Genomic DNA, 12,172 nt, shown 5'->3' on the forward strand with positions numbered 1-12,172 from the left:
TGTACAGTTTTGGCATACCACAAAATGGTAGGTCTTATTATTCAGAAAGCTCATATACTGCAAAAACAAATTTAGCAACAGTTTGTGCAATCTTAGATACAAAATAAGTACCTTCTTTAATCATTTCCGCAAATACTTTATCAAAAGCCACAAGATGAAAAATGATTAGTGATCTGACATGGCCCTGAAAAAATCCGAACTCTACTCTTCCCTCTGGTCCAGCTGCGACGAACTGCGCGGCGGAATGGACGCCAGCCAGTACAAGGACTATGTACTCGTCCTGCTTTTCATTAAGTACATTAGTGACAAATATGCTGGTCAGCCCTACGCACCCATCACCATTCCGACAGGTTCAAGCTTCACTGATATGGTTGCACTCAAGGGCAAGCCGGACATCGGCGACCAGATCAACAAGAAAATTATCGGCCCTCTGGTCAGTGCCAACAAGCTGTCTGACATGCCGGACTTTAACGACACCAATAAGCTTGGCAGCGGTAAGGAACAGGTGGACCGACTTACGAATCTTATATCCATCTTTGAGAGCCCTGCGCTCGATTTCTCCAAGAACCGCGCTGAAGGCGATGATATCCTCGGTGATGCTTACGAGTATCTCATGAGGCACTTTGCAACGGAGAGTGGCAAAAGTAAGGGCCAGTTCTATACTCCTGCCGAGGTCAGTCGTATCATAGCACAGATACTCGGCATCCGGCAGGCTGATACCACAAGTGCCACCACCGCCTATGACCCTACCTGCGGCTCTGGTTCACTGCTCCTGAAAGTAGCCGATGAGGCAAGGACAAAGATAACCCTTTACGGCCAGGAGAAGGACTCTGCTACATCCGGTCTGGCCAGAATGAACATGATTCTGCACAACAGTCCTGAGGCTCTTATCGTTCAGGGAAATACTCTGGCTGACCCGAAGTTCAAGGATGGAGAGACACTCAAGACCTTTGACTATGTTGTGGCCAATCCACCTTTTAGCGATAAGCGTTGGAGTACCGGACTTGACCCTCTTAAAGACGAGCATGAGCGTTTCAAGCCTTTTGGAGTTCCACCCGCCAAGCAGGGAGATTATGCTTACCTGTTACATATTGTCCGCTCACTCAAGAGTACTGGCAAAGGTGCCTGTATCCTGCCACATGGTGTTCTTTTCCGTGGTAATGCTGAGGCTGATATTCGCAGGAATCTGGTCCGCAAGGGCTACATCAAAGGCATTATAGGCCTTCCTGCGAACCTTTTCTACGGCACCGGCATTCCTGCATGCATTATTGTTATCGACAAAGAGAACGCTCACACCCGCAAGGGTATCTTTATGATAGACGCCAGTGCAGCTTTTATGAAGGATGGACCCAAGAATCGCCTTCGTGCCCAGGACATCCACAAGATCGTGGACGTTTTCACAAGGCAGGCCGAGGTCCCTAAATATTCACGGATGGTAAGCCTTGAGGAGATCGAGAAGAATGAGTTCAACCTCAACCTTCCACGTTACATCGACAGCCAGCAGGCCGAAGACCTTCAGGATATCGAAGGACATCTGCACGGAGGCATTCCCTGTGCTGATATCGATGCTCTCAAACGTTACTGGGATGTATGCCCGCAGCTTCGTGAGGCTCTGTTCAGGGAGATGCGGCCTGGCTATCTGGAGCTTGCTGTGGACAAGTCAGCTATCAAATCCAGTATTTACGAGCACCCTGAGTTTGCTGCTTTCATTGCAGGGATGAATGCACACTTCACTGCCTGGCGTGAAAAGTCTTCAGCCACTCTGCGACAGTTGAAGGTTGAAAGCCACCCTAAGGAGATCATAGCTGAGCTATCCGAGGACCTGCTTGCACATTACGCAGACAAGCCGCTTATCAGCCAATATGATGTGTACCAGCACCTGATGGACTATTGGGCTGAAACAATGCAGGATGACTGCTATATCATCGCTTCTGATGGCTGGAAGGCTGAAACCTATCGCATTATCGAGAAAGACAAGAAGGGGAAGGAAAAGGATAAAGGCTGGACCTGCGACCTTGTTCCAAAGGCTCTTATCGTGGCTCGCTACTTTGCTAAGGAGCAGGCGGTTATCGACCAGCTCGCTGCTGAAATGGAAAGCGTTACCGCCAGCAAGACCGAACTTGAAGAAGAACAGGGAGGCGATGAAGGTGCTTTCTCCGAACTTGACAAGGTGAACAAGGCCAATGTTACTGCCCGCCTGAAGGAGATCAAAGGCGACAGGGAAGCGAAGGATGAAGCTGCTCTGCTTAACGAATGGCTGAAACTTGCCAATGATGAAGCCGACCTGAAGAAGAAACTCAAGGATGCAGAAACAGCCCTGGATTCACAAGCTTATGCTTATTATTCTAAACTAACCGAGGATGAGATCAAATCACTCGTGGTTGAAGACAAGTGGCTCTCTGCACTGGATGCGGCTATCCATGGTGAGATGGATCGCATCAGCCAGTCCCTTACTCAGCGTGTGAAGGAGTTGGCAGAACGCTACGAAACTCCGATGCCACAGATGAATGAGCGTGTGGCTGAGCTGGAGACTAAGGTTAACGGACACCTGGAGAGGATGGGGTTTAAGTTATGAGTGTAGAATGTGCACCATGTGGCATCCCAGCTGGATACAAACAGACTGAGATGGGAGTGATACCGGAGGATTGGCAGCTTGTTCCAATGGGATTATTAGGTTCTTTCACCAAAGGTTCAGGTATTCGTAAAGATGAGGCTTCTAGTGGAGACATCCCTTGCATCAGATATGGTGAGATTTATACGCACCACAATGACATCATACGTTTTTTCAACTCATGGATCTCTAAAGAAGTTTCAACACTAAGCAAGAAGCTAAAAAAAGGGGATATACTATTTGCTGGTTCAGGGGAAACAAAAGAGGAAATCGGTAAGTGTGTTGCTTTTGTGGATGATAGAGAAGCTTATGCTGGCGGAGACATTGTAATTCTTACTCCGACAGAAGGATATTCTCCTTTTCTTGCTTACTTGTTCAATTCACCGATAATCGCACGTCAAAAAGCAAGTAAGGGACAAGGTGATGCAGTAGTTCACATTAGTCATAAGGTTTTGTATTCTATCAAGGTCCCACTTCCACCTACTGTCGCCGAACAAGAAGCCATCGCCCAAGCATTAACCAATGCGGATGCCCTCATCGAATCACTGGAGCAGCTCATCGCCAAGAAACGCCAGATCAAGCAGGGTGCCATGCAGGAGTTGCTGACGGGGAAGAGGTGGCTGCCGGGGTTTAGTGGGGAGTGGGATGTATACAATCTACGCAAGTTTGTAAAGAATTTTATTGTCCCCATGCGCGATAAACCAAAGAGATTTACGGGAGATATTCCTTGGTGCCGAATTGAAGATTTTGAGGGCACATACCTCTCAGGATCGAAATCAAATCAGTGTGTTGATAATGAAACAATCCACACAATGAATCTGAAAGTATATCCTGCAGGGACGCTGTTGGTTTCTTGTAGTGCAGACCTAGGCCGATGTGCTATAGTCTCCCGTCCCTTAATCTCAAATCAGACTTTTATTGGACTAGAAATGAATGAAAACGTTTCTTCTAATTTATTTTTCTATTATTACATGACCTCAAAAGCAGACGAACTAAACAACTTTTCATCAGGAACGACTATTTCGTACTTATCACGTGAACAGTTTGAAGAACTCAATGTATTTGTCCCCTTTGATAAACAAGAACAAACTGCCATCGCCACCATCCTCTCAGACATGGATGCGGAAATCGCCGCGCTGGAGGAGAAACTCGAAAAGAGCCGCATGCTAAAACAAGGGATGATGCAGGAGCTGCTTACAGGGAGGATACGATTGGTATGAGTTATCAGAAAACAACAATTAAAAAAGTAATTCAGGACATTGACCAGAATAAGATATATCTGCCTGCCCTTCAACGTAAATTTGTTTGGAACAAGCGACAGATAGAGCTTTTGTTCGATTCTCTGATGCGCAATTATCCTTTTGGAACATTTCTCTTCTGGAGACTGCATAGGGAGAGGGCGGAGAGTTATGTGTTCTATGAGTTCCTTAAGGAATATGATGAGAGGAGGCCATACAATCGTCGAAAGACAGGGGCTTTCCTGCATGAGGAGATAGTCGGTGTTCTGGATGGTCAGCAGCGTCTAAGTTCAATGTATATCGGATTAATGGGGACTCACACAGAAAAGGCTCCATATAAGCGAGTTTCGAATCCGAACGCTTATGAGAAGATGTGTCTTTATCTTAATCTGCTTTCTCTTCCATACGAGCTTGATGAAGAGGATAATATCAAGATAAATGAAGAGAAGAATTTTGAGTTCCGCTTTTTGACCGAGGAAACGTCTAAATCCAGTGCAGTTAGGAAACTGACAAAGGAAGATGGGACTCTCGGTGAAGATGAACCGATGTTCTGGATGAAAGTAGGGCAGGTCCTCTCGTGGAAAGATGAGCCTGAATTTGACAGGATAATTGAAGACTTCCAGAGTCAATGCCGGACAGATGCTCAAAGGGATGCTATCTCCAAAAATAAGCGCTTCATCAAGAAAGGATTGAATACTTTACACCTGCGGATGCATCGTGATGAACTGATCAATTACTTTGAAGTTGCCAAAGATGACCTTGAAGATATCTTAAAGATATTTGTTCGGGTAAACAGCGGAGGCACAGTGTTGAGCAAGACCGATCTGCTCTTCTCAACCATTGTGGCAACCTGGGATGACGGCCGTGATCAGATTGAGAACCTGCTAAAGAGGATTAACGAAAAAGGTGACGGGTTCAACTTTGGGAATGAGTATATTATGCGCTGCTGCCTTGTTTTGACTGACGGGCCGGTGCTTTATAAGGTAAACTCTTTCAAATATGAAAATGTAGAGAAAATAAGAACTGAATGGCCTAATATTGCATCTGCGATAGAGAAAACGGTAGATCTTCTTGTTGAATTCGGATTCAACGGAAGTATCCTCTCATCTCAGAATGCGACGATAATCCTTGCCTACTTCATATACAAGGGAGGTAACCTTAGCAAGGAATCTAAAGAAGGCATGAGAATGTATCTTATCCATGCCCTTCTCAATGGAATATACGGCGGCTCACAGGACCAATTGATCACTGAACTACGCAAAGCTTTCCGTGAAGAGATAAAATCAGATACTGGTAGAACAGTTTACCAAAGGAGATACACGATTTTCTCCTTTGAAGAGGTTCTAAAAATAAAACTACCCCAGCAAATGTCGCTCACAGTGACTGAAGAAGATATTGAGAGATTTTTACAGTACAGGAAAGGAGCTGCTTCTTTCTGGGTCCTCTCACTTCTCTATCCACAATTACGGTACAATGAAGTGGTCTTCCACCAGGATCACATCCATCCTGCAGCCAAATTCACTGAACAGAATTACATAGCTATGGAGATACCTCCGGATCAATGGCAGGAATGGAGTAACCTCCGTGATTGCGTTCCCAATCTTCAGTTGATGAACGGCCGCCAGAATAGCAGTAAAAATGCAACACCTTTTAAGGAATGGTTCCTTGAAATGAATGGATTGGAACAAAAAGCATTTGCCAAAAGCAACTATTTGCCAGAGGGTGCAAGCCTGGATTTTAAGGATTTTATTGACTTCTTCAGACAGCGTAAAGAGAAAGTGAGGGAAGAGTTAAGGAAGATTCTCACAGTTCAGGCTGCGACAGATATTTCAATTGCATTTCTTCCTGAATGGGATGGACATGATGAGGAAATTGATGAGCAGGAACACTTGAATGTGGAGGTTTTCAGTTCATGACAATTGGTCAGCCCGAGCGAGTCACCCAGAACCGCATAGTTTTTTTGTCCCCGGGTGAACTCAACTATCGCTACCAAGGGGACCGAACTTGCCGTGATAACAACAGCAATATCGAAGCATGGGGCCGTGGTATCGAGAAGATCAACCGCGAATGCCAGGAACATGGCATACAACCACCTGAATATGATTTTGGGATGGCGGGTCTCATGCTGACGTTCCAGGCAAACCCTGCTCACATGCGTACAACCGTTCTGGATCAGGACAGGACTACCCCAATCACTACCCCAAATACTACCCCAATTACTACCAGAGACAAGATAGCATCCCTGATACGGGCAAAACCTGATATCTCCCAGCAAGAACTGGCTGAGGCCATTGGCATGACCCGTGGCGGTATCAAATATCACCTTAACAAAATGAAGCAGGACGGCATGCTACGTCATGTCGGTCCTGCAAGGGGCGGAAGCTGGGAGGTCTTGAAATGAGAAATATTGGTCAGCCAGAGAGAGTCACCCAGAACCGCATAATATCCCTGTTCCGGGACGAGCTTAACTATCGCTACATCGGGGACTGGACAGACCGCGACAACAACAGTAACATCGAGGATGAAATACTCGGTAAATGGCTGGAGAAGAACGGCTATACCAAAAAACAGATTGGTATGGCACTCTACAGGCTGCGTACAGAGGCAGACAACCACAGCCGGAAACTCTATGATAACAACAAGGCTGTCTACAACCTGCTGCGGTATGGCGTTCCTGTGAAGGCCGGGGTAGACGAGTTAACAGAGACCTTACATCTCATTAACTGGCATGAACCGGAGAAGAACGACTTTGCCATTGCTGAGGAGGTCACACTCAGGGGTAATCATGAACGCAGGCCGGACATAGTGCTCTATGTGAACGGTATTGCAGTCGGTGTACTGGAACTGAAGAACAGCCGGGTGAGCATTGGGGACGGCATAAGGCAGAGCATCTCCAACCAGAAACCAGAGTTCAATGAATGGTTCTTCAGCACCGTGCAGTTCATCTTTGCAGGCAGCGACTCCGAGGGTCTGAGGTATGGAGCCATCGGCACGCCTGAGAAGTATTTCCTCAAGTGGAAGGAAGATGAAGAAGATGACAGCCGCTTCAAGCTCGATAAATATCTTATCAGGATGTGTCGCAAAGACCGGCTCATCGAGCTGATGTATGATTTTGTGCTCTTTGATGGCGGTGTCAAGAAACTGCCAAGGGTACACCAGTATTTTGGAATAAAGGCCGCTCAGAAGCATGTAGTGCAGCACAAGAGCGGAATAATCTGGCATACACAGGGCAGCGGCAAGAGTATTGTTATGGTACTGCTCGCCAGATGGATACTGGAGAACAATCCCAACGCCAGGGTAGTGATCGTCACTGACCGCGATGAGCTGGACAAACAGATCGAGGGAGTGTTCAGAGAGGCTGGTGAGAAGATAAAACGTACCAACAGCGGCCAGGACCTCTTGAACCAGCTCTGCCAGGCCACACCACGCCTGATATGTTCCCTGATTCACAAATTCGGTCGCAGGGGAGTTGATGACTTCGATGCGTTCATCAAAGACTTAAGATCCCAGCCAAGCAGGACCGTGGGAGAGGTTTTCGTCTTTGTGGACGAATGCCATCGTACCCAGAGCGGAAAACTGAACACAACAATGAAGGCAATAATGCCTGATGCAGTCTTCATCGGCTTCACCGGTACGCCCCTGCTCAAGAAGGACAGGCAGACAAGCCTGGAAGTTTTCGGAGGCTATATCCACACCTACAAATTCTGCGAAGCCGTAGAGGACAATGTAGTGCTCGACCTTATCTACGAAGCTCGTGATATCGACCAGCTTCTCGGCTCCGGAGAAAAGATAGACGCATGGTTCGAGGCAAAGACAAAAGGACTCAACGACTGGCAGAAAGACGAACTGAAGAAGCACTGGGGCACCATGCAGAAAGTCCTCAGCTCACGCTCCCGCATGGAGCGGGTAGTACACGACATAATCTTTGATTTCAGTGTGAAACCACGCCTGTCCAGTGAACGCGGAAATGCCATCCTGGTAGCATCAAGCATCTATGAGGCCTGCAAGTATTTCTCCTTATTCCAGAAGACCCTTTTCAAAGGCAGGTGTGGCGTAGTGACATCCTATAACCCACAGACTCAGGATGTAACTAAGGAGGATACCGGCGCCAATACCGAGACCGAGAAACAGTTCCTCTACAACACTTATACAGAGCTGCTCAGGGACATCGATACCATGCCAGGCATGACAAAGACCGAGACCTACGAAGAGAAAGCAAAGGATCTGTTCATCAAGGAACCGGCAAACATGAGGCTGCTCATCGTAGTGGACAAACTCCTCACCGGCTTTGATGCGCCACCGTGTACCTATCTCTATATTGACAAGTCAATGCGGGATCACGGGCTCTTCCAAGCAATCTGCCGCACTAACCGGCTGGATGGTGAGGACAAGGACTTTGGTTATATTGTGGACTACAAGGACCTTTTCAAGAACCTTGTCAACGACAAAGGTACAGGAGCTCTTCAGGTCTACTCCTCCGAACTGGACCACAGCGCTGGCGATACCACTCCCGAAGTCCTGATGCAGGATCGCCTCAAAAAAGGCAGGGAACGTCTTGACAATGCACTGGAGGAACTCTTCCTGCTATGCGAGCCTGTGGAACCACCGAAAGGAGAACTGGAGCACATTCACTACTTCTGTGGTAACACAGAGATACCAACTGACCTGCAGGAACGCGAAACGCAGCGTGTAGCCCTCTACAAGGCCACAGCCTCCCTTGTCCGTGCCTATGCCAACATTTCAGATGAACTGGAATCCTCCGGGTATACTGAAGCAAATATAGCTCGCATAAGGCAACAGATAGACCATTACCTGAACGTCCGTGAGATAATCCGACGGGCAAGTGGCGAAACCCTCGACCTGAAAGCCTATGAAGCGGACATGCGCCATCTCATCGATACCTACATAGAGGCAGCAGAGCCCCGGAAAGTCTCATCCTTTGACAATATCTCGCTTCTTGAGCTTATTGTGAAGAGTGGTATTAATGAAGCTATAGACACCCAGCTTAGTGGATTGAAAGGCAACAGGAACGCCATTGCAGAGACCATTGAGAACAATGTCCGCAGCAGGATCATCAAGGAACACCTCAACGACCCTGCCTACTACGAGAAGATGTCAGCCCTGCTGGATGAGATCATAGCAGCAAGGAAGGCCAGGGCCATCGAATATGAAGAATACCTGAGGCAGATTGCCGAGCTTGTAATGAAAGTGGAAGCCGGGCATGAAGATAACACACCTCAGCAGCTCAAGACAAGTCCTGCATTACGTGCGCTCTACAACAATCTGCAGCCCTTCAGGGAAAAATCTGCTATCCTGGCAGAAGTAAGCTCAGCGTATCCGTCTCCAGAAGACTTTGTTCTCGATCTTGCAATAAAGATCGATGAAACCGTAAGATGTATCAGGTCTGATGACTGGCGCGGCGTGGAACCACGCGAAAGGACCATCAAGCAAGCTTTGTATGATATCCTGCAAGACAAGGATGAAGTCGAGCGTATCTTCCTTATCATCAAAGCACAGAAGGAATACTGATGGTCACCCAGATCCAATTGGGAGAGGTTACAGCAGACGTAGTCTTCAAGGACATTAAGAATATACACCTGAGCGTTTATCCGCCTGCAGGCAAGGTCAGAATCTCTGCTCCTTTAAGGATGGATATAGATAAAATCCGCATTTTTGCCATCTCTAAACTTGGCTGGATAAAGCAGCAACAGAAAAAGCTCCGGGAACAGGAGCGTGAAACTCCGCGCGAATATCTTGACCGTGAAAGCCATTACTTGTGGGGAAAGCGCTACCTTCTTGAGATCATCGAAGCCGATGAAGTACCCTCTGTTGAGCTGAAACACAAGAAGATGATTCTAAGGGTACGCCCTGGAGTGAATGAGAAGAAGAAGCAGGAAGTTATTGATGCCTGGTATCGGGAACAGCTCAGGAAAGCTGCATTGCCCTTGATTGCAAAATGGGAAAAGCTGATGGACGTTAAGGTGGAGAGATTACTCATCAGAAGGATGAAGACAAAGTGGGGGAGCTGTAACCCTAAAGTTGGTAACATCCTGCTTAACACTGAACTTGTTAAGAAGCCATCTGAGTGTCTTGAATATATTATCGTGCACGAGTTAGCACATCTCCTGGAACCGACACATAATGCACGATTTATTAATCTCATGGATAAGTTCATGTCAAAATGGCAGTTCTATAGAGGCAAGCTTAACCAGTTGCCGGTTAGTCATGAAAATTGGGTGTATTGATATCTAGTTCTGGAGAAACTAGTGACCACTTTCTCCACTTCAATGGAGAGCACCTAAGCATTTTGTGCTACAGACTATAGCCCCAGTCTGAGTATATTGATAGCTGCGTTTTGATCTCTGTCCAGAACAAGACTGCAGAAAGGACAACAGTTTGTTCTTTTTGACAGATCTTTTCTGACTATCTGGCCACAACCGGAACACATTTGAGAGATATTTTTAGGATTGGCAAGTTCTACACGCTTACCGGCCCATTCTGCCTTGTAAGTAGTGATACTTATCGAAACTGTCGGAAAAGTCTTCGAATAAAGCAATTTTTGCTATGCGTGCAGAGTCAAATAGTCATGACAATCATAGAAACACTATGAATGGCTACTTCAAAGGAAACTGAAGTGAGAGTGTTCTTGGCTATTGTTGCTATAACAAGATCTAAATTTCATACGACCGATTTTTCCGACAGTCTCAATATAAACAAACAAACAAACAAACAAATCATTTGATATTTTATTAAAATTAAAGCAAATATAATTATGCACATAGTATAAATATGCCGGCAGGAAAGAAACTTTTAAATAGTATTATCTATTGTAATTTTTAAGAGGTTAAAAAAAATGAGACAAAAAATTATATCAATTTTTATGATCATTATACTTCTTTCACCAAACGTCTATTGTCTTGAAAACGTAGAAGCAAGCGAAGATGCAGTTACTGAAAGTTCACAAACTGCTTCAAAATATTATGAAGAAAATAATGATAATACACTAAATGAGAAAGAAACGGGCGATACGACTTCTGCAGTTGATAGTGAAAGTTTGGATGAATATTCAGAGTTATCTGAAATAGATAGTGTGCCACTTGCAGTTTCAAGCTCTGAAGATGAAATCTATTCTTTAGGAAATTTAAAAGCACATCTGAGTCCCGCTCTTGAAAATGAAAATGATTATTTTGATACTAGTCTTTTTACTGGCTCTTTTGTTTATACTTATCCAATTGAAACCACAAAAGGCAGAGCTGGTTTAGAGCCAAACATTTTTCTTACCTATTCCAGTATTTCGGGTTCAAAAGGAACCCATGGATCATTGGGAATGGGTTGGTTACTAAATGATAACTGTATCATAAGAGATACTAAATACACTGCTGAAAATACTAACGATGATGAATTTATTCTCATACTCGATGGTTCAAATTATAAACTTGTCTACACAGAAGAAGATTCATATCACACCAAAACTGAAAGTTTTTTGAACATTACTAAGACTACAACAAATACAAATTCATTTGGGGAATACTGGAGTGTAAAGACCTCAGATGGGACCACATATCGTTTTGGATTTTACAATGATTCAGAGCAAAGAAATTCCATTGATAGTAGAAATTATGTAAGCAAATGGTGGTTAGATCAAATTGAAGATGTAAATGGTAATCAAATCCAATACAATTATATTGAAAATCCTGATAATGAAGAGGTCGGAAGCACATATCTAGACAACATAACTTACAATGATGGACTTTCAATTATAAGTTTTGTTTACACGAAAAACCTCATTCTTTTACTATATATGAATATTGCAACAAAATTGTTGAAAAGAGATTGATATCAAACATTCATGTTCACAACAACGGCGCTCTTTTGTGGAATTATTGTCTAGGATTTAAGGACAACGATTCAAAGTCTTTCCTATCAAATATTACTAAAACAGGTGCTGATAATCAATCATTTCCATCTACCAACTTTGACTATGATACTATCGGTGGATGGCAAAGCACCAGTTCATGGACTCCACAAATAATGTCTTATGCAGGTTCTGACAGAGGGGTTAGATTTGTCGATATAAATGGTGATGGACTAGACGACATGATAAGGGGGTATGCACAAGGAACTGGAGGAACTTATTCAGAAGTTAAACAAGTATGGCTTAATACAGGAAGTGGATGGCAAAGCACCAGTTCATGGACTCCACAAATAATATCTTATGCAGGTTCTGACAGAGGGGTTAGATTTGTCGATATAAATGGTGATGGACTAGTCGACATGATAAGGGGGTATGCACAAGGAACTGGAGGAACTTATTCAGAAGTTA

The 12,172-nt window shown here is 45.0% G+C and carries 9 protein-coding genes; 8 read left to right on the forward strand and 1 reads right to left on the reverse strand.

Annotated features, from left to right (window positions below; genetic code table 11):
• The first annotated feature begins 178 nt into the window (after positions 1–178).
• From BB781_RS05680 to BB781_RS05705, 6 genes are read left to right on the forward strand one after another with little or no spacing between them, the layout of a single operon-like run.
• A complete protein-coding gene (locus BB781_RS05680; protein ID WP_094227525.1) occupies positions 179–2,575 on the forward strand; it encodes a type I restriction-modification system subunit M in 2,397 nt (798 codons plus the stop codon).
• Positions 2,572–3,831 (forward strand): restriction endonuclease subunit S, encoded by a 1,260-nt coding sequence (locus BB781_RS05685; protein WP_094227526.1) that lies wholly within the window; start codon positions 2,572–2,574, stop codon positions 3,829–3,831. The genes BB781_RS05680 and BB781_RS05685 overlap by 4 nt, the downstream gene beginning before the upstream one ends.
• Positions 3,828–5,765: a DUF262 domain-containing protein gene (locus tag BB781_RS05690; RefSeq protein ID WP_094227527.1), complete on the forward strand. Its 1,938-nt coding sequence runs from the start codon at positions 3,828–3,830 to the stop codon at positions 5,763–5,765. The genes BB781_RS05685 and BB781_RS05690 overlap by 4 nt, the downstream gene beginning before the upstream one ends.
• The gene (locus BB781_RS05695; protein ID WP_242492547.1) at positions 5,762–6,250 is read left to right on the forward strand and encodes a winged helix-turn-helix transcriptional regulator; all 489 of its coding nucleotides are present in this window, start codon (positions 5,762–5,764) and stop codon (positions 6,248–6,250) included. The genes BB781_RS05690 and BB781_RS05695 overlap by 4 nt, the downstream gene beginning before the upstream one ends.
• A complete protein-coding gene (locus BB781_RS05700; RefSeq protein ID WP_094227528.1) occupies positions 6,247–9,378 on the forward strand; it encodes a type I restriction endonuclease subunit R in 3,132 nt (1,043 codons plus the stop codon). The genes BB781_RS05695 and BB781_RS05700 overlap by 4 nt, the downstream gene beginning before the upstream one ends.
• Entirely contained in the window at positions 9,378–10,094 is a 717-nt protein-coding gene (locus BB781_RS05705; RefSeq protein ID WP_094227529.1) for a M48 family metallopeptidase, read from the forward strand. Before BB781_RS05700 ends, BB781_RS05705 begins: the two co-directional genes overlap by 1 nt.
• A gap of 74 nt (positions 10,095–10,168) precedes the next feature.
• On the opposite strand, the gene BB781_RS05710 is transcribed toward BB781_RS05705, so the two are convergent.
• Positions 10,169–10,405 carry a transposase gene (locus BB781_RS05710; protein WP_242492548.1) on the reverse strand — a complete coding sequence of 79 codons (237 nt, stop codon included), beginning with the start codon at positions 10,403–10,405 and terminating at the stop codon, positions 10,169–10,171.
• 297 nt (positions 10,406–10,702) lie between these two features.
• Here BB781_RS05710 and BB781_RS05715 point away from each other — a divergent pair, with 297 nt between their 5' ends.
• Positions 10,703–11,686, forward strand: a complete 984-nt coding sequence (locus tag BB781_RS05715; protein WP_094227530.1) for a SpvB/TcaC N-terminal domain-containing protein — start codon at positions 10,703–10,705, stop codon at positions 11,684–11,686.
• The coding region (locus BB781_RS15300) for an FG-GAP repeat domain-containing protein (protein WP_129582635.1) at positions 11,683–12,172 on the forward strand (490 nt) is incomplete at its 3' end. The genes BB781_RS05715 and BB781_RS15300, both read left to right, overlap by 4 nt.

Origin of the sequence: Methanolobus psychrotolerans, assembly GCF_002243045.1 — an archaeon.
Lineage (GTDB): Archaea > Halobacteriota > Methanosarcinia > Methanosarcinales > Methanosarcinaceae > Methanolobus > Methanolobus psychrotolerans.

Bases quoted from the DNA above. Each gene is read 5' to 3' on its own strand.
- BB781_RS05700 (WP_094227528.1), top strand. From the start codon at position 6,247: ATGAGAAATATTGGTCAGCCAGAGAGAGTCACCCAGAACCGCATAATA.
- BB781_RS05680 (WP_094227525.1), top strand. From the start codon at position 179: ATGGCCCTGAAAAAATCCGAACTCTACTCTTCCCTCTGGTCCAGCTGC.
- BB781_RS05695 (WP_242492547.1), top strand. From the start codon at position 5,762: ATGACAATTGGTCAGCCCGAGCGAGTCACCCAGAACCGCATAGTTTTT.
- BB781_RS05690 (WP_094227527.1), top strand. From the start codon at position 3,828: ATGAGTTATCAGAAAACAACAATTAAAAAAGTAATTCAGGACATTGAC.
- BB781_RS05715 (WP_094227530.1), top strand. From the start codon at position 10,703: ATGAGACAAAAAATTATATCAATTTTTATGATCATTATACTTCTTTCA.
- BB781_RS05705 (WP_094227529.1), top strand. From the start codon at position 9,378: ATGGTCACCCAGATCCAATTGGGAGAGGTTACAGCAGACGTAGTCTTC.
- BB781_RS05685 (WP_094227526.1), top strand. From the start codon at position 2,572: ATGAGTGTAGAATGTGCACCATGTGGCATCCCAGCTGGATACAAACAG.